Annotated in this window: 8 protein-coding genes; all 8 read right to left on the reverse strand. The window is 51.1% G+C overall.

The annotated features are described in order from the left end of the window. Nucleotides 1–17 precede the first annotated feature (17 nt). Nucleotides 18–14,966, reverse strand: coding sequence for an amino acid adenylation domain-containing protein (locus ABTV53_RS24645; RefSeq protein WP_433747548.1), 14,949 nt, complete (start codon nucleotides 14,964–14,966; stop codon nucleotides 18–20). A 20-nt stretch (nucleotides 14,967–14,986) separates the two neighbouring features. Beyond that, on the reverse strand, nucleotides 14,987–15,232 hold the full coding sequence (locus ABTV53_RS24650; RefSeq protein WP_433747552.1) for a hypothetical protein: 246 nt from the start codon (nucleotides 15,230–15,232) through the stop codon (nucleotides 14,987–14,989). Between the two features lie 388 nt (nucleotides 15,233–15,620). Then, complete coding sequence (gene ectB, locus ABTV53_RS24655) at nucleotides 15,621–16,904, reverse strand: diaminobutyrate--2-oxoglutarate transaminase (RefSeq protein ID WP_433747555.1); 1,284 nt, start codon at nucleotides 16,902–16,904, stop codon at nucleotides 15,621–15,623. A gap of 1,440 nt (nucleotides 16,905–18,344) precedes the next feature. Continuing rightward, complete coding sequence (gene glmS / locus ABTV53_RS24660) at nucleotides 18,345–20,177, reverse strand: glutamine--fructose-6-phosphate transaminase (isomerizing) (RefSeq protein ID WP_433747557.1); 1,833 nt, start codon at nucleotides 20,175–20,177, stop codon at nucleotides 18,345–18,347. A gap of 662 nt (nucleotides 20,178–20,839) precedes the next feature. Beyond that, entirely contained in the window at nucleotides 20,840–22,180 is a 1,341-nt protein-coding gene (gene glmM, locus ABTV53_RS24665; RefSeq protein ID WP_433747560.1) for a phosphoglucosamine mutase, read from the reverse strand. Nucleotides 22,181–22,252: 72 nt separating this feature from the next. Next, nucleotides 22,253–23,746 carry a CdaR family protein gene (locus ABTV53_RS24670; RefSeq protein ID WP_433747562.1) on the reverse strand — a complete coding sequence of 498 codons (1,494 nt, stop codon included), beginning with the start codon at nucleotides 23,744–23,746 and terminating at the stop codon, nucleotides 22,253–22,255. Beyond that, nucleotides 23,739–24,575 (reverse strand): diadenylate cyclase CdaA, encoded by an 837-nt coding sequence (gene cdaA, locus ABTV53_RS24675; RefSeq protein WP_433747565.1) that lies wholly within the window; start codon nucleotides 24,573–24,575, stop codon nucleotides 23,739–23,741. The genes ABTV53_RS24670 and cdaA overlap by 8 nt, the downstream gene beginning before the upstream one ends. A 314-nt stretch (nucleotides 24,576–24,889) precedes the next feature. Further along, nucleotides 24,890–25,504 (reverse strand): zf-HC2 domain-containing protein, encoded by a 615-nt coding sequence (locus ABTV53_RS24680; RefSeq protein WP_017692118.1) that lies wholly within the window; start codon nucleotides 25,502–25,504, stop codon nucleotides 24,890–24,892. Nucleotides 25,505–25,553: the final 49 nt, after the last annotated feature.

Genomic DNA, 25,553 nt, shown 5'->3' on the forward strand with positions numbered 1-25,553 from the left:
AGAGCACGCTTGTAATATTAGAACGCGAATTCGATCGTATCGACAGCACTCTTTGTGCCTGCCACCGGTTTATGACATTCAATCCGGCTTAGCTCAAGTTGTGGATTTTCCGCAATTTGAGAAAGTACCCGCAGGTAATCCTCGGTTAAGGTGCGAATCATCGTTTCTTTGAACAGCTTGGTGGCGTAGAAAAAGCCCCCGCTCAGCGCCCCTTCGTTTTCATACATAAACAACGTCAGATCAAACTTCGCTTCCTCCAAATGGTCAAGTTCATAATTCTTCAGAATAACCCCTTCCAGTGCGGCGTCTCGTTCTTCGATATTTTGCAGGTCGAAAACGGCATCGAACAGCGGGAAGCGGCCCGGCTCCCGCTTCACATTCAAACGCTCCACGAGCTCCTCGAATGGATAATCCTGATTCTCAAAAGCTCCCAAAGCCGTTTCCTTGACTTCATCAAGGTAGGACAGGAACGTTTTTTCGCCTGACGGGCGATTGCGGAGCGCCAGCGTATTAACAAACATGCCGATGACCGGCTCCAAATCTGCGTTAGTTCTTCCCGCCACCGGGGTGCCCACGATTAAGTCGTCCTGCCCGCTGTACTTGGACAGCAGCACGGTATAAGCCGCAAGTAGTACCATGTACAGCGTGCTTTCACGCTCGGCCGCCAATTCACGCAGCCGCGCAGAGAGAGAAGCTTCTACATCGAACTCCAGATGCGTGCCTTCGTAGTTGCGAACTGTAGAACGTTCGTAATCCATCGGCAGATCCCCACTCGGCAGCTCGCCTTCGAAGGTTTGCAGCCAGTACGCTTCCTGCCGCCCGATCCGCTCTCGGTGAACCTCCGACTGCTGCCAAACCGCATAATCCTTATATTGAATGCGTAGTGGTGGCAGTTCTTCCCCGGCGTATAAACTCGAGAATTCATCCATCACAATCGCCATCGATACACCGTCCGACACAATATGGTGCATATCGAAAAGGAGAATATACCGGTTCGGCTCCAGTTCGACGACTCCGGCGCGCAGCAGCGGCGGCTTGCCGAGATCAAACGGACGAACGAAGTTGCGGACGATCTGCTCGATTTGAGCTGCATCCTCTGTATCCGCTTGATGATGCTCGATAGCAAAATCGACCTGCGGGTAAATCCGCTGAACCGCTTCGCCCCTCACCATTTCAAAACCGGTGCGCAGCGATTCATGCCGTGTTATCAATTTCCGCAATGCGGCTTCCAACCGCTCTAAATCTAACTTGCCTTCCACCTGCACCAGTTCCGGCATGTTGTAAAGCTGATCCGCTCCATCCAGCGTGTGCTGAATGAACAACCGTTTCTGCGCGGAGGACAGAGGGTAATACTCTCTCTCTTCCGCTTGAGGAATAGCCTCATGCTCCCGCCGTTCCATCAAGGCGATCGCTTCGGCCATCGCCGCAATCGTGGAGTGACGGAATACGTCGCGCAGCGGGAGGTTGACGTTAAGTTCCTTGAATACCTTGCCTGCTAGTGTCGTCGCTCGCAGGGAGTGACCGCCGATGTCGAAGAAGTTGTCGTAAACGCCAATCTCCTTCGCAAGCCCCAACACCTCCTGCCAAATTACCGCCAGCTTCGTTTCCAGCTCATTGCGCGGTGCGACGTACTCCGTTCCGCTTCCTGCTTCCCCTTCCGGCGCTGGCAACGCCTTCCGGTTCATCTTTCCGTTCGGCGTCAGAGGCAGGCGCTCCAGCTCCACGAAGTACGACGGGATCATGTAACCCGGCAACTCCTGTGCCAGCGCGCGACGCAGATCGTTCACCAACAGCTCCGCACCGGTATCCGGCGTGTAATAAGCACACAGCGCCTTCTGCCCGTTCGCGTCAATTCGAACCAGCACCACCGCTTCGCGCACACCTTCCACCCGCAGCAACTGCGACTCGATCTCCCCCGTCTCAATGCGGTAGCCCCGGATTTTCGCCTGGTTGTCGATCCGACCGATAAAGTCCACGTTGCCGTCTTCCATCCACCGCGCCAAATCTCCCGTGCGATACAACCGCTCACCCGCGGTGAACGGACTATCTACAAACTTCTCTTCCGTCAACTCTGGACGGTTCAAGTACCCGCGCGCCACACCGACTCCACCGATAACCAATTCGCCCAGCACACCGACCGGCACCGGGTTCAGGTGCGCATCCACGATGTAAAACTTCGCATTTAACCACGCTTTGCCAATCGGCACATGGCCTGTCTGCGGCAGCTTCGCCAGTTCCTCATCATAGAAACTGGTGTCAATTGCCGCTTCCGTCACACCATAGGCGTTAATAATGCGGAACGACGGGCCGAACCGTTCCTGCAAGGTACGGTAATCTGCCACACTGCAGCTATCCGAGCTTGTGATGAGCAGCTCCATCCCGCTCAACTTCAGTCCCTGCTCATGTACATGCTCCATGAACGGCACGATCAGTGCCGGTGTTGATTCAAAGATTGTCACTTGCTCCCGCTCTATCCAATAGTGCAGACGAGACGGATCGATCCGGTCATCCTTCGGTACAATGACCATCGTGCCTCCGTTGTACAGCGTCCGCGCGATATCGCCCACGAACACGTCAAACGAGAAGCTTGCGAGCTGCAGCAGTCGCACTGGGAACTGATCCAACCGATATTCCCGTCGGTAGCCCGCTGCCGTGTTCACCAAGCTGCGGTGCTCAATCATCACACCCTTCGGCTTGCCCGTCGTTCCCGACGTGTAGATGACATACGCCAAATCCTCTGGGCGGGCTTCATGGAAGCTGTCCATACCGACAACATCAACATCAGTTGGATGACTCTCGCCACCACCGTTCACAGCCCCCGTTAGCTTGCCGGCAACTGGATCGGAAACTGTACCCGAGCCCATTGGCGCATTGCTTCGATCCTCGTTGTATGACGTTTCGTCGTCGAGATACAGCACCGTCGCCAGTGCCAGTTCCTCTTCGCTGAGCCAGGAGTCGGCACGCTCTCGCAGCGGCGTTTGCGTCAGCAGCACCTTCGCTCCGCTGTCTTCCAGCATGAACCGCACGCGGTCTGCCGGATAATCCGGGTCAAGCGGTACATACGCCCCGCCAGCTTTCCAGACGGCCAGCACGGCCACCAGCAAATCGACCGAACGCTCGGCGAGAATGCCAACGGTCGTCTCCCGGCCAATGCCGCTTGTGCGCAGCGTGGCCGACAGGCGGTTCGCTCGCACGTTCAGCTCCGCATACGTTAGGCTGTTATTTTCATACACGACGGCTTCCGCTTCCGGTGTGCGTTCAGCCTGTTCCTCAAACAGCCGATGGAACGCCACCGCAGGAGCCGATTCTAGCTGCGCTGGATTAAACGCACTGAGAACTTGTTCTTTTTCCTCTGCCGTCAGCAAGTTCAGCTCGGCAATCTTCGCATCTGGACGGTTTACAATTGTCACGAGCAACTGCTCGTAATGTTTTGCCAGCCGTTCAATCGTCTCCCTCTTGTAAAGAGCCGTCGCATATTCGAAGCTGTAATCCAAGCCGCCGTTCTCCTCGCCCACATCCAAGCTGATATCAAACTTCGCAGTATCCAGCACGCTTGGATAAGGAATCAGACGAAGCCCTTCCAGCTCAAACTCCTCGTTCTCCGTATTCTGCATCGTAAACATCGTATCGAAGAGTGGATTGCGGCTTAAATCACGGGTGACTTGCACCTTGTCCACCAATTGTTCGAACGGATAGTTTTGATGCTCAAAGGCGTGCAGAGTTGTTTCTTTGACTTCGTTCAGGTATGACAGGAATGTCTTCTCCGAAGCCGGAAAACTGCGGATCGCCAACGTGTTTAAGAAAATCCCGATTAACGGCTGCACATCTCCATGATTCCTTCCGGCAATCGGCGTACCAACGATCACGTCTTCCTGACCTGAATATTTATGCAGAAGCACGTTATACGCCGCAAGCAGCACCATAAACAGCGTCGTGCCCGTTTCCGAAGCCAGCTGTTTCAGGGCGTCGGTTTTAGAAGCGTCGAAGAAAAACTCCAGCGTTTGACCCTCATAGCTCTGTACAGCCGGACGTGGATAGTCAGTCGGCATTTCCAGCACCGGAAGTTCGCCTTGGAACATATCCAGCCAGTACGCCTCCTGACGCTGAAGCTGTTCCTGCTGCTCCTGCGAATGCTGCCAAACGGTGTAGTCTTTATACTGAATGCGCAGCGGCTCCAATTGCTCTCCACCATACAAACGCACGAATTCTTCAACAAAGATTTCCATCGAAACGCCGTCAGAAATAATATGATGCATGTCGTACATCAGAATATGGCGTTCCGGAGCCAGCTCGACAAGGCCTACTCGCAACAGCGGGGGCTTAGCCAAGTCAAACGGACGGACGAAACCGTGAACCACCGCTTCGACCTCTTGCTCATCAGCTTGATAGAACTCCACCGCAAAATTCACATCCTGATAAATCCGCTGTGATGCTTCGCCATCCACCATTTCAAACCCGGTGCGCAACATTTCATGTCGCCTCACGAGCTTACGGAACGTTTCTTCGAACCTTGCCCGGTCCAAAGCAACCTCCAGCAGCATCGCTTCCGGCATGTTGTAGCTAAGCTCCGCACCTTCCAGCTGATTCAGGATAAAAAGGCGTTTTTGAGCAAAAGATTGCGGGTACACCTCTCGGCCATCCGCCACAGGAATGGCAACGAATGTCTGTTTATCCAGCCGGGAAATAGCCGCCGCCATGCTCTCAATCGTGGAATGGCGGAACACGTCGCGCAGCGGCAGATCCACGTTCAACTCTTTATGAATCTTGCTGACCAGTGTCGTCGCCCGCAGGGAATGGCCGCCGATGTCGAAGAAGTTGTCGTAAACGCCAATCTCCTTCGCAAGCCCCAGCACCTCCTGCCAAATTACCGCCAGCTTCGTTTCCAGCTCATTGCGCGGTGCGACATACTCCGTTCCGCTCCCTGCTTCCCCTTCCGGCGCTGGCAACGCCTTCCGGTTCACCTTTCCGTTCGGCGTCAGAGGCAGGCGCTCCAGTTCCACGAAGTACGACGGGATCATGTAACCCGGCAACTCCTGTGCCAGCGCGCTACGCAGATCGTTCACCAACAGCTCCGCACCGGTATCCGGCGTGTAATAAGCACACAGCGCCTTCTGCCCGTTCGCGTCAATTCGAACCAGCACCACCGCTTCGCGCACACCTTCCACCCGCAGCAACTGCGACTCGATCTCCCCCGTCTCAATGCGGTAGCCCCGGATTTTCGCCTGGTTGTCGATCCGGCCGATGAAGTCCACGTTGCCGTCTTCCATCCACCGTGCCAAGTCTCCCGTGCGATACAACCGCTCGCCCGCGGTGAAAGGGCTGTCTACGAACTTCTCCTCCGTCAGCTCTGGACGGTTCAAGTACCCACGTGCCACACCGACTCCACCGATAACCAATTCGCCCAGCACACCGACCGGCACCGGGTTCAGGTGCGCATCCACGATGTAAAACTTCGCATTTAACCACGCTTTGCCAATCGGCACATGGCCTGTCTGCGGCAGCTTCGCCAGTTCCTCATCATAGAAACTGGAGTCAATTGCCGCTTCCGTCACGCCGTAGGCGTTGATGATGCGGAACGACGGGCCGAACCGTTCCTGCAAGGTACGGTAATCTGCCACACTGCAGCTATCCGAGCTTGTGATGAGCAGTTCCATCCCGCTCAACTTCAGTCCCTGCTCATGTACATGCTCCATGAACGGCACGATCAGCGCCGGCGTTGATTCAAAGATGGTCACTTGCTCCCGCTCTATCCAGTGGTGCAGACGAGACGGATCGATCCGGTCATCCTTCGGTACAATGACCATGGTACCGCCGTTGTACAGCGTCCGCGCGATATCGCCCACGAACACGTCAAACGAGAAGCTTGCGAGCTGCAGCAGTCGCACTGGGAACTGATCCAACCGATACTCCCTTCGGTAGCCCGCTGCCGTGTTCACCAGACTGCGGTGCTCAATCATTACACCCTTCGGCTTGCCCGTCGTTCCCGACGTGTAGATGACATACGCCAAATCCTCTGGGCGGGCTTCATGGAAGCTGTCCATACCGACAACATCAACATCAGTTGGATGACTCTCGCCACCACCGTTCACAGCCCCCGTTAGCTTGCCGGCAACTGGATCGGAAACTGTACCCGAGCCCATTGGCGCATTGCTTCGATCCTCGTTGTATGACGTTTCGTCGTCGAGATACAGCACCGTCGCCAGTGCCAGTTCCTCTTCGCTGAGCCAGGAGTCGGCACGCTCTCGCAGCGGCGTTTGCGTCAGCAGCACCTTCGCTCCGCTGTCTTCCAGCATGAACCGCACGCGGTCTGCCGGATAATCCGGGTCAAGCGGTACATACGCCCCGCCAGCTTTCCAGACGGCCAGCACGGCCACCAGCAAATCGACCGAACGCTCGGCGAGAATGCCAACAATCTCCTCCCGGCCGATTCCACTTGCGCGCAGCGTCGCCGACAGGCGGTTCGCCCGCTCGTTTAGCTCCGCATACGTCAGCCGATCGTTTTCGTACACGACAGCTTCAGCTTCCGGAGTGCTCTCCGCCTGTTCCTCGAACAGTCGGTGGAACGCGGCCACAGGAGCCACTTCCGGTTGCGTCGGGTGGAACGCGCGTAGAATTTGCTCTTTTTCATCTGCCGTCAACAAGTTCAGCTCAGCGATCTTTGCATTCGGACGGCTTACGATCGCCGCAAGCAAATGTCCAAAATGAATCGAAAGCCGCCGGATCGTGCTTTCTTTATAAAGAGCCGTTGCGAATTCAAAGTTGCACTCCAGTCCGCCATTTTCTTCCGTAACATCTACACTCAGGTCGAACTTGGCCATACCATATTCGCTAGGGTACGGGGACAATTTCAGCCCTCCCAGCTCAAACGCTGACTCCTCCAGGTTTTGCAGGGAGAACATCGTGTCAAACAGCGGGTTGCGGCTCAAATCCCGGCTAACCTGTACTTTATCGACGAGTTCTTCGAACGGATAATTCTGATGCTCGTAAGCGCCTAATGTCGTTTCTTTTACTTCTTCCAAATACGACAGGAAGGTTTTCTCCGAAGCCGGATAATTGCGGATCGCCAGCGTGTTGACGAACATTCCGATCAAAGGCTGCATGTCGCCATGTGTTCTGCCTGCAATCGACGTTCCAACGATCAAATCATCCTGACCTGTGTATTTATGCAAAAGCACGGTATATGCGGCAAGCAGCACCATATACAGTGTTGTTCCCCTTTGAGTGGCCAGCTGCTTCAAGCCTTCGTTTGTTGCCTCGTCCACGAAGGACGTCAGCGTATGTCCCACATAGCTCTGTACAGCAGGGCGCGGATAGTCCGTTGGCATTTCCAGAACCGGCAGCTCGCCCTGGTAACGGTCCAGCCAGTAAGCTTCCTCGCGTTTCAATTGCACTTTTTGCTCGTCCGATTGCTGCCATACCGCATAGTCCTTGTACTGAATGTGCAAAGGCTCTAATGACTCACCGCCGTACAGACGAACGAGTTCCTCAACGAACACGTCCATTGAAACCCCGTCGGAGATGATATGGTGCATGTCAAACATCAGTAAATAACGATCGGCTGCAAGTTCTACGAGCTCGGCACGCAGCAACGGTGGCTTCGCCAAGTCGAAAGGTCGGATAAAAGCCTCCACGACTGCAGACGCTTCTTCCTCGTTCGCATGTCGACACACGACGGCAAAATCAACGCTCTCGTAAATACGCTGTACCGCTTCACCTTGTACGATCTCAAATCCGGTTCGCAACGTTTCATGGCGTTCGATCAGTCCGCGGAAAGCTTTCTCCAGCAGGCTGTGGTAAATCGATCCTTCGAGCAGCAGCACACCCGGCATGTTGTAGCTCTGATCGGCTCCTTCCAGCTGATTCAGGATAAACAGCCGCTTCTGAGCTGAGGAAAGTGGATAATATGCTCTTTCGTCTGCCAACGGAATCGACGAGAACGAATGCTCTTCAATCCGGGAGAGGGCGAGAGCCATCTCTTCGATCGTTGAGTAGCGGAATACGTCGCGCAGAGGCAGCTCGACGTTCAACTCCTGATGCACCTTGCTCACCAGTGTCGTTGCCCGCAGGGAATGGCCGCCCAAGTCAAAGAAATTGTCATGAACCCCGATATGCTCCAATCCGAGCACGCTTTTCCATATCTCAGCCAAGCTGGCTTCCAACGGAGTTCGAGGCGGAGTACCTTCGCCCGGCTGCAAGCTCTCCTCCGGCGCCGGGAGAGAGCGGCGGTCGACCTTGCCGTTCGTCGTCAGCGGGAGCCGCTCCAACTGGATCAGGTAAGCCGGGATCATATAGGCCGGCAGTTCCTGGGAAAGCACACTCTTCAGCTCGGCCGCCGGGAGCTCACGGTCCGCTTCATAATAGGCGCAAAGCTGCTTCTCGCCGGAGGCATTTTCCCGCGCGAATACCGTCGTTTTCCGAATTCCCTCCACTTTCTGAAGCTGAGCCTCGATCTCGCCCAGCTCAATACGGAAGCCGCGGACTTTCACTTGGTCATCCGTCCGTCCCACGTATTCAATCGTGCCGTCCGGTAACCATTTCGCCAAATCCCCCGTCCGGTACATGCGCTCTCCCGGCACAAACGGATGGTCCACAAATTTCTCCGCCGTCAGCTCCGGCCGATTATTGTAACCCCGTACCAGACCTTCTCCGCCGACGCACAGCTCCCCAGCCACGCCGATCGGCAGAAGTTTATTCTGGCTGTCGACGATATACACCGTCGTATTACTGATTGGCCGTCCGATGGGTACGGTAACCGCCGATTCATCGACAAAGTCGACTGGAAGGTACGTCGTATAAACCGTGCTTTCCGACGGGCCGTACAGGTGGTTGAGCCTGCCCGGTCCGATATGGGCGAGCGCTTTACGCACATGGCCGACCGACACGCGCTCTCCTCCGAACAAAATCGCCCGAACATCCCGCAGGCAGTCGACGTTCACATCTACAAGGACGTTGAAGAAAGCCGTCGTAATCAGCATGACCGAGATGCGCTCGCGCTGGATGAGTTCCGCCAGCTGGCCGATTTCCAGCAAAGTCTCGCGGGGAACCAGCACCAGCCGTGCCCCGTTGGTCAAAGCGCCGAAAATATCGAAAATCGCTCCGTCGAACGAATAGCTCGAAAGCTGGAGGACATGATCCCGTTCAGTGATGTCGATATAATTCGTATTTCGCACGATCCGGACAATGTTGCGGTGCGAAACAAGGTTGCCTTTGGGCTTACCCGTCGTGCCTGACGTATAGATGATGCAAGCCAGATCTGTTGCTTCGTTGCCCGGATTTAGATTTGTGCGGTCCTCGTGATAGAAGGACTCGTCATCCAGTAAAATCACGGAGTCCGAACCCGCCAGGCGCTCGCGCAATCGGCTTTGCGTCAGCATGACCTGTGCACCCGAATCCTCGATCAGGAAACGGATACGCTCCTCGGGATATTCCGGGTCAATCGGTACGTAAGCCGAACCGGCTTTGTGTGCCGCCAGCATACCCACCACCATTTCGATGGAACGCTCAGCCATAATGGCGACCAGACGGTCTTTGGATATCCAGTGGCTACGCAAGGTATGAGCAAGGCGGTTAACACGTTCGTTCAACTCGCGGTAGGTCAGCTCTTGCCCATTCAAGGAGATGGCAGTTGCATCCGGGATGCGCTCCGCCTGCTCTTCGAACAATTGAATGAGCGTTTTCCCGCGTGGAAATTCAGTTGTGGTGTCGTTAAAACGTCCGAGAAGGTCAGCCTTTTCCGCCTCCGTCACAAGTTCCAGCTCACCCACGGTAATTTCCGGGTTTTCCGCCACCTGCTCCAGCAAATGAACGAGATGCCCCTTGAGCCGCTCAATGCTATTTTTATCAAACACTTCGGCGTTAAAGTCGAACCGAATTTCAATCTCGTCTCCCGGCACCACGGTAACGTTGAAGTTATAGTTTGTCTGCTCCTCCATCTGAACGTCAGCAATTGTCAGGTCGCCGTGCTGCTGATCGCCCGCCTGCTCCATCTGCTCGTCCACCGGATAATTCTCGAAAGCGATGATATGGTTGATCAGGTTCTGCTTTTGCACGCTGCGAGCCTGAATTTCATACAGCGGATAGTAATCGTAACGCCCGGACTCCAGCGCCCGCTCTTGAAGCTTCGCCATCAGGTCGGCGAACACAGTGTCCGCTTCACTCGTGACCCGGACCGGCACCGTATTGATGAACAACCCGATCATAGACTCAATGCCCGGGATTTCCGCCGGTCTTCCTGCCACGACGCTGCCGAATACAGCATCGTTTGTTCCGTTATATTTTTGCAGCATTACGCCCCAAATAGCTTGCAGCAATGTATTGACCGTAACCAGGCGCTGTTTCGCCACCCGGTCCATCCGCTCGCTCAAGTCCTTGCCCAGCTCGGCGGTGACGTGATCAGCCGTAAATCTGCCGTTGGGCGCCACTTCCTTTTGTCCAGGGAGTACGGTTTGCCCTTCATAACCTGCCAGGAATGCCATCCAATAGCCTGATGCCGCCTGATCGTCCTGTTTCTCCAACCATTCGATATATGCGCCATAATCCGATCCCTTATTTCCCGCTGACTGCTCGCCGGATGCCAAGGCCGAGTATATCTCAAACAGCTCCTGCGTCAGCTGAGCCAGGCACCAGCCGTCCATCAAAATATGTTGGAAACTCCACAGTACATGATAACTTTGCTCTCCGGTGCGCAGGATCGTGAACCGAACGAGCGCGTCATGTTCCATGTCGAAGCCGCGAAGCTTGTCCTCCTCAGCCTTTTTATCCAAGTATGCTTGTTTCTCGTCCACCTGCAAATGAAGCAGCTCTTCATATTCAAAACCGACCGGCTTGTCGCGGTATATGATTTGCAGCGGCTCGCCCGCCGGTTCTTTCACAAAATTCGCCCGCAGCACCAGATGACGTTTCGCAAGCTCCATCCAACTCCTCTCAAAAAGCTGGACGTCGAGCGCTCCCCGCATCGTAAACCGCGTCTGCTCAAAGTAAGCTGCCGTTTGCCGGTCAAGCGCGCTGTGGAACCACATACCCTTCTGCATCGGCGTAAGTGAGTAAATATTTTCGATTTCCCCGAGATGGCCCGAGCGCTGGGCGATTTGCTCCAATTCTGCAATAGTCAAGCCCTTAAATTGCACGTCGCTTGGCGTCAGTTCAGTGTTTTCTTTACCTGCACAGTGGATAATGAGGTCTCGGAGACTTTGCTCAAGTCGCTGAGCGAGGGCCTCCATCGTTTCCTTGCGATACTGCTTCCGGCTGTAGCTAAGATCGAGCGATAAAGCGCCGGCCAGCACCATACCGTTGATATCCAGCACAAAGCTGCGGGCCTGCCGGTCGCTAGCCGGGCTGCCACTGGAATAGGAAGATATGCCGATCTCGTCCTGGTTGACATCATTGTCGAACTGGCCGAGGTAGTTAAAATTAATTTCCGGCTCAACGCCCCAAACCAAGCCATCCTCCGGTTTCGAGAGATAGCGGCATATGCCGTACCCAAGCCCCTTGTTCGGAATGCGGCGCAAGTTTTCCTTGACCTGTTTAATCTGATAGGCCAAATCTCGGTCGGTTTCCGGCTCCAAGACGACCGGAAACTTGGTCGTAAACCAGCCAACTGTACGCGTGATGTCGATATCCGTTCCGATCGATTCACGTCCGTGTCCCTCGAGATTGATCCGCACCCGTTCGTGCCCCATCCATTTGCGTAAGGCTATTCCGAGCGCCGTTACCAAAATATCATTCATTTCGGTGTTGTAGGCACGGTGAACCCGCTTCAGTAGCAGTTCCGTTTCTTCGGGAGTCAAACGGACAAACAGCGATTCGCTGTCATGCTGCGTCGTAACGTCCGCCTCCATATCCTTCGGCACGGCCGGAACCTCCATTTGATCCACGGCCTGCCAATAGGCCCGTTCCTTCGCCATCTCCGGGCTTTGCGCGTAAGCAGCCAGCTGCTCGGACCAAGTGCGGTACGCATCTGTTTTCGCTGGGAAACGAATTTCTTCGCTTTTGCCGGTCTGCTCGTAACCTAGAGCGAAATCCTCCATCAAAATGCGCCAAGACACGCCGTCTACCACGGCATGATGAACCGCGAGCAGCAAATGATCACCGTCCGCGCACCGGAACAGTCCTGCCTTCATGAGGGGCCCGTTCTCCAGATCGATGCCCGCTTGAATGTCCGTTGCCTTCGCCTCCACAGCCTGCGTGGGATTCTCCGCATCCTTGAAGTCGAACACGTCCAGTGTGAACAGCCCACCATCCTGAATCGCTCGGGTTAACGCACTAAACCCTTGTTCCGTCTTGCAGAACACCATGCGCAAGGCGTCATGATGCTCGGCCAGCTTTTGCAACACCTGATACACTGTCTCTTCGTTGAAGCGTTCCTTCCGGTACAGCATCACCGACTGGTTGAAATGATGCGGGTCCGCAAAGGAACTCTCGAAAAACCAATGCTGAATCGGCGTCAATGCCGTTTCACCCGTTATTTCGCCTTGATCGATGGTACGTCTGATCGGTTTCACATGCAGGCTGAGCTGTGAAATCGTCGGATATTTGAACAAATCCCGGATTTCCAGCTTGTACCCGGCTTGATGAAGCCGAGAAGATACTTGAATGGACTTGATCGAGTCTCCGCCCAGCTCAAAGAAATGATCCGTTACCCCAACACGATCGGCGTTCAATACCGCCTGCCATACATCAGCAAGCGTTCGCTCAGCTTCATTGCGGGGAGCTACGTACGCACCACCGGTCAGTGCGTTTCCTTCCGGGGCAGGCAAAGCCTTACGGTCGATTTTGTCGTTCGGCGTGAGCGGCATCCGCGAAAGCTGAACAAAATGTGCAGGAATCATGTAATTCGGCAATTTTTGCGCCAACGCGCTTCTCAGCTCGCCCAGCGTAAGAGGGAGACTAGCGACCAGGTAAGCGCACAGTTCTTGCCCGCTTTTGCCTTCCCGTGCGATTACAATCGTCTCCTGCACGGAGTCGATCTTCAGAAGTTGCTCTTCAATCTCACCGACCTCGATTCGGAATCCGCGGATTTTCACCTGATGGTCGATCCGGCCCAAGTACTCCATATTTCCGTCCGGTAGCCAGCGGGCCAGATCTCCTGTCCGGTAAAGACGTTCTCCCGGCGCAAACGGATGTTCAACAAACTTCTCGGCCGTCAGCTCCGGTTGGTTCAGGTAACCTCTCGCAAGCCCCACGCCTGCCACGCACAGCTCGCCGTCCACTCCCGGAGGCACAAGTTGCAGATGGGCATCCAAAATAAAAATCTGATGATTAGCCAGCGGGCGCCCGATCGGAATGACTCTGTGCTCCGGCTGCTGCTCATCCGCATCCCAAAGCGTCGTAACAATCGAAGCTTCGGTAGGGCCGTAAGCATTGAAATAGTGAACCTTCGCTTTCCACTGCTGCACGAATTCGGCTGATACCGCTGAACCTCCCGTTATAAGCTTTGTTAAGCTGGGAAGACGGTCCGGGTTCAAATGAGCGCTGTACGTCGGAGGCAAAATCGCCGCCGTAATCGCATGCTCGTTCATATAACTCTCGAACAGACGAGTGTCAAGAATTGTCTCGGCCGTCGGGATGTACAAAGCTGCGCCAAAATAGAGTGCTTTGAACACTTCCCAGCAGGATGCGTCGAAGGACAAGCTCGCAAATTGAACGATCCGGTCATGCTCCGTGATGCCCAGCCTGTCTGCGAACATCAGCTTCAAGCTGACCAAACCACGATGCTCCAGCATGACCCCTTTGGGTTTGCCCGTTGTACCTGACGTATAAATGACATAAGCAAGATCGTGTGGACCACTGGACGCCTCCAGGTTCGAGCCATCGTCGCTATAGGCTTGTTTATCATCTAGCGCCAATACGTTCCCTTCGAATGTGACTTGCTGTAATAGCTCTTTTTGAGTCAGCAGCAGCTGCGCGTTCGAGTTCTCCAGAATGTAGCGAATACGTTCTTCCGGGTACTCCGGGTCGATCGGCACGTAGGCACCGCCAGCTTTCAGAACCGCCAGAATGCCAATGACCGTCTCCAGCGATCTCCTGACCATCAAGCCTACCAACTGATTGGGCAGCACGCCTACCGATCGTAACGTACGCGCCAATCGGTTCGCCCGTTCGTTCAGCTCTGCATATGAAAGCCGCTGCCCCTCAAAGACAACCGCCGTCGCCTCAGGCACACGCTTCGCTTGCTCCTCGACAAGCTGATGAATCGTCCGATCACGAGGATAGTCCTTCTCGGTATCGTTAAAGCTTTGCAGCAATTGAAATTTTTCGTTCTCTGACAGCATGTCCGTTCGCACGATGTCCAGCTCCAACTCATGAAGCCCCACGGACAGCAGGCGATTCAGATGACCGACGACCCGAGTCATGAACTCGGAGTCATATAAGTGCTCGTTATATGACAGCGCTAGCTGTATCGTCCCGCCGGTTAAACTGAATTCAAACGAACAGTCCGTGACCACGTTTTGCCCAATTTCGTCCAGATGCAGCTCCTTAAGGGATACTAGCGTATGGACGAAGGGTATCCCTTCTGCATATTGCAGATCCAGCTTCTCCGTCATTTTCAAGAACGGGATATGTTGATGCTGAATCGCTTCCGGCAAGGAAGTCCTCAGTTCGCTCAGTAGCGTTTTAAAAGTTGTGTCCGCCGAAAACGAGTTTCTCAAAATGACCGTATGATTAACGGATCGACGCATCTCCGCCTTTTTCCGCACAACCGGCATGCCAACCAGAATGTCTGAAGCGCCTGTATATTTATGCAAGAGTGCCTGAACACCGGCGAGCAAAATCATAAAAGCAGCCAGCGGAGCACCCTTGCTCATTTGAAGGACGCGCTGCGCCGCTTCCTCCGAAAGCGAACCACCGACGGTTTTCACATTGGGCACCAGGGAGTTTGGAGTTTTGCTGTAAGGCAACCGCGTCAAGGTATAATCGTCACTACCGAATTTTTCGTTCCAAAACAATATTTCTTTTTCAAAAGCCATCTGGATCGTTCCCCTCCTTTTCAAACATCTGACAACAATATCAATGGCTTGCGCCACGTCACCACTTCGATTGCCCGGTTGATCGCATGCGGCAATCCTCTGCCTAGCAGCTGTTCCGCTCGGCTCCCATCCGTAAAGGAAAACAACAAGCATCGCTCTACGCAAGAGATGCGGCTGCTTCGGACGAGCCGCCCGAAGACGTGCTTTGGTTTAACATAGGATTCGGAATTGGAATTGGTATTGGTATTGGTATTGGGGTTAGACAAGGAATGTTCCTCCCGTCGATGTATGGCTTGCCGCAGAGTTCCGGCCGTCCAGCAGAAAGTCGACCGTACCTCCGGATTTGGCACCGGAGCTGCCTTAGTCGAAGCCTATGTTTAAGGGGCATTGATACACTCTATGTACGATTTGCTTATTCCCCCACAGCCCTGGTGTGGGTAAGTATTCGGCTGCGGGGTAGTGAGCTTTTCCTTACGGCATAAACGGGACTGCCCTTGGATTGGCGAAGAATTCCATGCTGATTGGCGTTACCGCAGGTAGCATGAGGAGAAAATCTTCCACTGAAGTGAAAGCGTTATCTTAACATCAAGTCCGCACGCCCTCCGGAAGGCACTTTCGTGCCGATTGTCGGGGCGGCCATCGGCTTGGCTAAGCTTAGGTCGTTACTAGCAAATCCTTGGTCTCCTGAGAGATCACCTGCTGCATACTGGACTTGATAATGTCGCAACCGGCGGCCAGATGCTCCATCGAAACGGTCAGCGGAGGCATAATCTTCAGCACACAGTCTCCTCTGCCGGCTCTTTCAATGATGAGCCCGTTCTCGAAGCTGATATCCGTCACCCGCTTCGCCCCGGCTTCATCCATGAACCCTGAGACGTCAATGCCCCAGATCAGGCCGAGTCCGCGGATGACGATGGACGGATGCAGAGTCTTGATTTCTTGATCAAGGAACGAGCGCACAAACTCTTCCTTCTGCTTCACCTGAGCTTCCAGTTCGGTTCTATCCCGGAACTCGAGAGCAGCCTTCGCGGCCACAAAAGCCAGCTGGTTGCCGCGGAAGGTACCGTTGTGCTCGCCCGGCGTCCATATATCCAGTTCGGGCTTCAGCAGCAGGAGGGACATTGGCAGGCCGTACCCGCTGATCGACTTCGACAGGGTAATGAGATCCGGCTCGATCCCCGCACGTTCGAAGGAGAAGAATTCGCCTGTCCGGCCGCACCCTACTTGAATCTCGTCTGTAATGAGCAGAATATCGTGCCTACGGCAAATCTGTTGCAGCCCGCGTAACCACTGCGCGTCGACGACGTGAATTCCGCCTTCAGCTTGTACAGTTTCAAGCAGGATCGCAGCCGGCTTGTCGATTCCAGAGTGCGAATCAGTCAAGATATTCTCGATATAACCGAGCGTATCCATTTCTGCGAAAGCCCCGCTGGGGTGCGGCATGAACGTAACTCCGTCCAAAGGAAGCCCCGCCCCTTCTCTCATGGACTTGGAGCTTGTCGCCGACAGACTGCCGAGCGACATGCCGTGGAAGCCACCCATGAAGGCGAATACTCCGCTTCTCTTCTTCGCCTTGCGTGCAAGCTTCAGGGCCGCTTCCACCGCATTCGTCCCTGTTGGACCACAGAATTGAAGCTTGTAATTCAGCTTCTTCGGCTCCAGGATCCTCTCCGAGAAGCTCTGAATGAATTCACGCTTGGCCATTGTATACATATCCAGACCGTGCATAATCCGGTCGGAGGTCAAGTAATCGAGAACCCGGTCTTTAATATAATCGTTGTTATGACCATAATTCAGTGCCCCGGCACCTGCAAAGAAATCAATATATGCTTTTCCGTCCTCAGAATATAAAAGGTCTCCCTTCGCCCGGTCAAATACCACCGGAAAGCTTCTGCAGTAAGATCTTACGTTGGATTCCAGCTTTTCAAAAATGCTCACTCACTTCATCCTCCATCGGAATTGGGATAAGGTTGGCTCCATCTTTCTGAACCTTCCTTTCTGAACCTTCTGACGTCATGGAGCAACATATTCTCGGCTGTCATTTTCCACAATTGTTGGTCCCCGCATGCCGGCTTGTGGGTAGCCAGTAGACTAGTCTCTCGCACACAGCTTGGACGGGTATAAAAAATCCTACAATTCCAGTTTATAGAATAATAGGGAATAAGACCTAGGTAGAATTATATCAAAATATACAAGAATGTATAGTAAAATTTTTGTTAAATATAGTCAATCTATTGTTAAATTTGGTTCATAAAACATAATGTGTTAACATTCTTCGCTAAAAAGAGTGAATGGAGAAGAAACGTTGGGAATGGTTTGACATCATTCGAGGAATTCGACGCGTGTTGACATTCAGACATAAAATAGGATAATTTCACATATATCCCCTATAAATATTCTTTCCCGGTGTTCCGAATCCTTTCACTTTGCAATAACTTAACATGATTACCTGACCAATTTCTGAAAGCCTGGCTGGAAGCTGGCCGCATCGTCTGCACGGATGGCAGCCGCATAGTTTTGTATCACGCCTTCTTCACTGCTCCTCATCAAACCGTACGTGAGATTTTCCCTGGCACGCTCTCAGATGTCCTATTCATGTGTATGCAGATTACAATAGCGTTTTGAGTTCGAATTAAACGGACAATGATTTCACTTCGTGTACTAAGCTCCTCCATGGAGCGCATTGTTTCTTCTTGGCATACATTGTGAGTCGCCGAAGGATGGACCAGTCACGTATAGCCATCTTCCTTTATTTTTCTTTATTTTTTAATATTCAAATGATCTTTTATGTCGATCCGCATCCTTTCTTGGAGTTATATTGGCACTTTCGAGTTGCGAATGTTAATGACCCTCTAAGTTGATTACAATCGTGCACGAAGAATATTACAAATGAGAGTGTTTTAAAAAAGAGACTCTTCCTAAGGCACTCTATAGTCTCATGGATTTTCGTTGAATGAATCGCAATTTACAATGCACAAACACAAATAAGGTGATTCTAATATTCAGAACCACCTATTTTTACTTCTGGACCTATTATATGAATCATCTTATATTTATTTTGCTCTAATTCGCCCAATCACCTTGCGATACGTCTATAATTTTCTCAAATTCAATTTTGTTTATGTCGTATCCAAATTGCGTCTTATTCTCTCTCCAACAACTTAGATCATTTCCCCCCTCCTAAAACATCAAAAAAGCCCTGATGACTTAGAGTCATCAGGACCATTATTTTGTTATACTTTATTAGATTACGAATCTATTGATCAATCCGTTATCCATGTCATCGGACAACAGTTCATGTAGTTCCATACTTCCGTTAATGGTTCTACACTTATTTATCACTAGACAATAAAGTAATTTTGTACAGAATTCCTTACCTTACTCAACCGTTACGCTTTTCGCAAGGTTACGTGGTTTATCCACATCGTGACCCAGTGCCAGGGAAGCGTAGTATGCCAGCAATTGCAGTGCAACAACAGACAAAGCAGGGCTAAGCAGTGGCAGCGTCTTAGGAATGGCAAACGCTTGGTCTACGGATTTCAGCAATGGTGCTACGTGCTCTTCATACGTAATTGCCAGTACATCCGCGCCACGTGCTTTCACTTCTTTAATGTTGCTCACTGTTTTCTCAAGTACGTTCTCCTGCGTTGCCAGGGCAATAACAGGGATACCGTCTTCGATCAATGCAAGGGTACCGTGTTTCAACTCACCCGCAGCATAAGCCTCGGAGTGAATATAAGAGATCTCTTTCAGTTTCAAAGACCCTTCTTGAGCTACTGCATAGTCAAGACCACGGCCGATGAAGAAGAGATGTTCATGTTTGGAGATTTGCTCTGCATATCCTTTGATGCTATCTGCTTGCTCCAACATGGATTCCACTTGCTCAGGCAATGCTTGCATCGCTGCAAGTGTGTGTGCAATCTCTTCAGCAGATTGTGTACCACGAACTTGAGCAAGATACAGACCAAGCAAGTTGAACGCGATCAACTGTGAAGTATACGCTTTGGTAGAAGCTACAGCAATCTCAGGACCTGCCAATGTTGCGATAACATCATCTGCATCACGTGCAATGGAGCTGCCCACTACGTTTGTGATTGCAAGTACATGTGCGCCATGGGATTGTGCTTCACGCAATGCAGCAAGCGTATCGGCAGTTTCACCGGATTGGCTAACTACGATTACGAGTGTATCTTTGTGCACGATTGGGGAACGGTAACGGTATTCGGAAGCCACATCTGTTTCAACCGGAATACGAACCAATTGCTCAATCACTGTACGTCCAACCAGACCTGCATGGTACGCTGTACCACATGCAATGATTTGAACGTTACGGATATTTTTAATTTGTTCTTCAGTCATTTTCAACTCAGGAAGTTGAACTTTTTTGCTTTCATTATCGATGCGACCCAGCATTGTATCACGATATGCTTTTGGTTGCTCATGAATTTCTTTCAGCATGAAGTGCTCAAATCCGCCTTTTTCTGCGGTAACAGCATCCCAATCGACACGAATCATTTCCCGAGAAATAAAGTTGCCTTCAATCGTCATCAATTCGACAGCATCATGTGTCAATACAGCCATTTCACCATCATTCAGAATGTACACGTTACGTGTATGTTCCAGAATTGCCGGGATGTCGGAACCAATGAAGTTCTCGCCTTCACCAATACCAATAATCAATGGGCTTGCTTGACGCACAGCTACGAGTTTCTCAGGCTCATGCTCTGTCAATACACCCAGTGCAAATGCGCCACGCAACAACGTGATCACTTTTTGTACTGTTTTAACGATATCACCATTGTATTCACGTGCGATCAGGTGAGAGATAACCTCAGTATCTGTCTCGGAAGTGAACGTGTGACCTTGAGCCATCAATTCGTCCTTCAGCTCCAGGTAGTTCTCAATAATACCGTTATGCACAACAGAGAATTTCTGGCTTCCATCCGTGTGTGGATGAGAGTTCTCATCTGATGGTTTACCATGAGTTGCCCAACGTGTGTGTCCGATTCCGGCATTACCTACCAGTGGTGCACCATCCAGCTTGGCTTCAAGGTTCGCAAGACGACCCAGAGCTTTCGTTATTTGCAGACCATTCGGTGTGAATACGGCGATACCTGCAGAATCATAACCACGATACTCGAGTTTCTTCAATCCTTCGACCAATACCGATTGAGTGTTCTTATTACCAATATATCCAACAATACCGCACATAATTTATTTCCTCCGTTTGTATATGAATACTGTGTCACGAAGAGAAACAGGCAGAGGCGGCACCTCGGAAAAATGAGTGATTGCCTAGCGTTTCATGAATACTTGGTACTTATTCAATTATCAATGATCAGAGCGACCTCGTGTCGCCCCGCTGTCATCATAAGCTGTAATGAATGCAATCATGAATGTACATCATTTTCCCGTCCGCGTACTGTTTACGCTCTTCACGCACATTCATTTGAATTTTAGTTTAACTCTTGCACCTGCACCGGCGCGTTGTGTGGACAGTCACCTATCCATTTTCCGCAATCCGGTTTACGGCTCTGGTGCTTCACCGGGAGGTCCCCGCCGAACAATCCGAACACCTCCACCTCGTCAGCTTGATTGCCGTTGATCTTAATCAGCCGTTCTTCAACCCAGAAGAAATCCTGATCAACATCATCCCGCGCAACTCCAAGCTCTGGCGCTTGTGTAACTATAACCTTACGTTCCTCACTTTCTGTGTCTGAATGACGACTCCACTCATTATATGCACGTCAGGTCCATTTTGCAATGGAGCAAAGTACCTGTGACAATTTTAGCATATTTACCTACAATCCCGACCGGATAAACGGACCTATGGTCTCATCAGGCCGGGACGCAGGAATATTCATGATTAAGTCCTATACCAGTTCTTTTTGCACTACATCTGCGATTTGAGACACAAATTGTTCAAGTTCGTCTTTATCTGGTCCTTCCGCCATAACACGGATTAGAGATTCAGTACCTGAAGCACGAACGAGTACACGTCCATTATCGCCGAGTTGTTGTTCTACTGTAGTAATAGCTTGCTCGATTGCAGCATTACCCTCGTATTTACTCTTATCTTCAACACGCACATTCACCAATACTTGTGGGTACTGGGTCATTAGCGCTTTTAGTTCACTCAGTTTTTTACCGGAAGCCTTAAGTGTATCCACAAGTTGAATCGCAGTTAACATACCGTCTCCGGTTGTATTGTAATCCAGGAAAATAACATGGCCAGACTGTTCTCCACCCAAGTTGTAACCTCCGCGACGCATTTCTTCCATCACATAACGGTCACCTACTGCCGTTTTAGCTGTTTTCAGTGCAAGTTTCTCCGTTGCTTTGTAGAATCCGATGTTACTCATAACCGTTGAGACAACGGTACTGTCTTTCAACTTGCCTGCACGATTCATCGCATCACCGCAGATACACAGAATGAAGTCTCCATCCACTTCAGCGCCTGTCTCATCAATAGCAATCAGACGATCCGCATCCCCGTCAAAAGCAAGACCCAGATCCGCTTTATGTTTGAGCACTTCTTGTTTCAGATTCTCTGGATGAGTTGATCCACATTGCTCATTGATATTCAAACCGTTAGGCTCAGCGCCAATGGCAATGACTTCTGCACCAAGTTCACTGAATAGTTTCGGTGCCAGCTCATAAGCTGCTCCATTTGCACAGTCCAAAACAATTTTAAGACCAGAGAACGACTCATTGACAGTCGTTTTCAGGAAATCAAGGTAACGATAACGGGATTCTTCATCTGTCGTTACGGTACCCAGACCGCCACCAACTGGCCGTGGCAATTGATCTGTCTCCGCATCCATCAGCTCTTCAATCCGGTTCTCTGTTTCATCAGACAGCTTGAAGCCATCTCCGCCAAAGAACTTGATTCCGTTATCCTCAACCGGATTGTGGGAAGCCGAAATCATCACGCCCGCGTCAGCTTTCAACAAACGTGCAATATACGCCACTCCCGGAGTGGATACAACGCCCAGACGGATCACATCAGCGCCAATGGACAACAGACCTGCAACGAGTGCGGATTCCAACATCAATCCCGAGATACGAGTATCCATGCCGATAACCACTTTTGGTCTTTCCACACCACCTGCAAGCACATATCCACCACAACGTCCAATGCTGTAAGCCAGCTCTGCCGTTAACTCTTTATTGGCAACCCCTCTTACACCGTCTGTACCAAAATATTTCCCCATGATTTAACTCCTTCTATTCGCATCATATACGAGCACTATTATTATTTTTAAGAATTTTAGAAATTAGAACGTTTACGGATTCGCGCCACTTTTACTGCCTGTACCGCTGTTATTATTATTTAAATTACCTCGACTGCTTGTGCTCCCCTGTTGGCTCTGATCCTGAGTATCCGTATTCGATTCCGTTTCTTCTTCATCAGGAACAGGCTCTGTTTCCCCGTTTTCGACCTCGGCTGGTGAAGGGTCAGGTGCTACCGTTCCCTCGTCAGTCGGATCTTCGCCAGGAGTAGTTGTGGTATCTTCAGCCTTTTCGCTAATTTTGACCGTTGCACTCAGAGCAGTAGATGATTCATCCAGTTTGGCATAACGGGGCAGGTCGGCTTCAAGCTTGATCTCATGCGTTCCGACCGTAAGTCCAGCGAGATCCCCGGTCAACGTGAGATCATCACTACTTAGACCCTCAAGCATACTAGCTGAGCCTGTGAGTGTGAGGTTCAGACCGCCGCTTCTGGGCGTAACCAGCGTCCCTTCCAGTCCATTCCCCGCACCTGTAAGCGTAATGGGGACGTTTGGAAAAACTTTTGTTGTCTCCTCTGACTCGTCAAATGGGGATATGGTGACCTTAATCTGAATCGAACTAGGCTCGATTTTCTCAAAACCGGAAGGCGGCGTCAAGTCCACGTTAACTGTTGATGTACCCGATTGATCAAACTGCGTCAGATCAAGGGTTACTTGGTCGTAGGACTGTATACCCGCAAGTGCATCCTCTGATCCATAAACCGAGACTTCTTTCACGTTAGGCTCTACTGTGGAGAGAACCAGACCTTCTGGAAGCTGTCCCGAATATTTGATTCTTAAGGGTATAGATGTATAGGGCTGATTGACCGGAACACGGACTTCAACCGTTTGAGGCGTTATAATCGCATTTTCAAGGACCTTGCCCTCAGCATCGTATGCTTGAAGTTTCACTTTTTTCTGTATGACATCTTCCTTGGCATCTTTCATGCTCACACTGCCCTGGATCTTCGCTACAGCCTCGAGTTGCCCTTCGGGCAGAGTTACCTTAACCGGCGTCGAAGGTTCAATTACGGGCGTTCCAGCGCTGTATCCGGCGGATGGTTCCCCTTCGGCTACAATATTCACATTGAAGGATTTGGTGCCCAATTTTTCTACATTCACGGTAACCATGGAAGGCTCCATACTGACCACTTCTACCCCGGAAGGCAAATCAGGTACCAGCGGCAGTGTATTGGACCCATCTTTCACCTGACTTAGATCAACCAGTACCTTGTAATCGTCATTGGTAAAAATCGATGTTAGCATCGAGCGTTGCCCTTTGATCTCCAACCGGACCTCATCCGTACTTAATGAAGTAAGCACATAGCTGTTGCTGTCTAATCCATAAGGTTGAACAGGTACCGTACGTTCCACAACCTTATTGGTTGTCCCTGTTGTGATCGTAGGGGTGGTTGGTACTTCATCCAGATGAATCATGAACCAGAGCAGCAGGCTCACCGCAAGTGCAAGTATTTTGGCAAAGTTATTATTGTTAAACCACTTATCCATTGTTACGTCCTCCCTTCCGTTTCCAGAAGGTCTTCCAGCCATTCTTTTTCAAATTGGATGTAGGGCGCAACTCCTCATACAGTTTCGCAATCAGTGATTCTTCCTTAATATCACGAACGACCTGTCCATTCATTGCCAGCGACACTTGTCCTGTCTCCTCGGAGACAACCAAACAGATCGCATCTGCAACTTCGGTAATCCCGATGGCTGCACGATGACGTGTTCCCAATTCCTTACTGATAAACGGATTCTCTGATAATGGCAAATAACAGGCTGCCGCCGATATCTGTTTTCCTTGTATAATGACGGCTCCATCATGGAGCGGTGTATTTGGAATAAAGATGTTAATCATCAGCTCCGAGCTGACCAGAGAGTGCATCTTAATGCCCGATTCCGTGTAATCGTTCAGACCCGTTTCACGTTCAAATACGACCAAAGCTCCAATTTTACGCCGTGACAGATAATTAACTGACTTAATAATCTCACCAATTAACACCGTTAATTCTTCATCACTTGCTGCCGCTGAACGTCCAAACAGCTTACCGCGTCCCAATTGCTCCAGACCACGACGCAGTTCAGGCTGAAAGATAATAAACACCGCAACGACACCAAACGTAAACATTTGGTTCATTAACCATTTGAGCGTATACAGGTTTAGCCACGTACTTAATGCCCAGATCAGCACCAGGAACAGAATTCCTTTCAGGAGCTGGACCGCACGCGTCCCCCGCACAAGCAAAATCAGTTTGTACATAATATAGGTAACGATCAATATATCGATAACGTCCTTAATGGACTCTGTCCACGTTAAGTCAGCAAAATAATTCATAAGCCAGCCCCCGCTATCCCCATTGATGAGTAAACCCTGATCTCATATTAACCCATTAGGATTTTATATAATCCTTTGTCTCCGCATTTTTACATCATTCGATTTGTGTAAAATGCGTATCTATATGTAGTAGTATGTTCTCTTTAGTATCTAGGTTATAACGTTAACGTTCAGGTTGCAAGTTACGGCAGTCTCAAACTGCACATAAACATCACATTTACCATGAATTACAAAGTTTGCGTATAAAAAAAGAGTACCCCATGCAATCTGGAGGTACCCTGCTTGGTATATACCATTGAAGATTTTACCCTGTTCTAGCGATAAGCCACTTCATTTACCATATTGGTTATTTTGTACCAGAACCAGTCCAGCGCCTGATCAATACTTTTCACCTGACCTGAAATATGCGCCGTTGAAGCCTGAAACAGTTGTCCGTCGATAACCGTCAGATTGCCGTTCACATCACCATATACTTGTGCGGTTCCATTTTCTATCGTAAGATCGCCAGCAATTGACTTACCTTCAGGAACAATAACCGTGTTACCCTGAATCACGATCTGGTCCAGATTATTTCCCTTAACGACCATTTCGTTATTCTGATTCCAGAAATTCAAGGCGCTAAAGAGCATCACGACCAAAAAGAAGGCTGCCGCCGTCAGCGCGGGATGTCCTTTGACCCATTTGAGCCATACTTGCTGTCTCTTGGGCTGGGGCAGAGCATTCATAATTCGATTGGTCAGCTCATCAGAGGCAGACGGTGAATAGTGTTTCATGGCAAAGAGTAGCATTTCCGTCTGTTCCAACTCTTTAAAGCGCATGCGACAATCCGGACAGATCACAAGGTGACTTTTCAATTCAACCTTCTGGGCCGGGGACAACGACTCATCCAAACATTCATGCATTAAAGAGACGGCCGAGTTGCAATCCATATGAGAGCCAATCCTTTCTTAAATCACTTAGTCCATGAGCACTTAAAAA

The sequence above is a fragment of the Paenibacillus amylolyticus genome, assembly GCF_050990605.1.
Classification (GTDB): domain Bacteria; phylum Bacillota; class Bacilli; order Paenibacillales; family Paenibacillaceae; genus Paenibacillus; species Paenibacillus amylolyticus_H.

Bases quoted from the DNA above. Each gene is read 5' to 3' on its own strand.
- ABTV53_RS24645 (WP_433747548.1), bottom strand. From the start codon at position 14,966: ATGGCTTTTGAAAAAGAAATATTGTTTTGGAACGAAAAATTCGGTAGT.
- cdaA (WP_433747565.1), bottom strand. From the start codon at position 24,575: ATGAATTATTTTGCTGACTTAACGTGGACAGAGTCCATTAAGGACGTT.
- ABTV53_RS24680 (WP_017692118.1), bottom strand. From the start codon at position 25,504: ATGGATTGCAACTCGGCCGTCTCTTTAATGCATGAATGTTTGGATGAG.
- glmM (WP_433747560.1), bottom strand. From the start codon at position 22,180: ATGGGGAAATATTTTGGTACAGACGGTGTAAGAGGGGTTGCCAATAAA.
- glmS (WP_433747557.1), bottom strand. From the start codon at position 20,177: ATGTGCGGTATTGTTGGATATATTGGTAATAAGAACACTCAATCGGTA.
- ABTV53_RS24670 (WP_433747562.1), bottom strand. From the start codon at position 23,746: ATGGATAAGTGGTTTAACAATAATAACTTTGCCAAAATACTTGCACTT.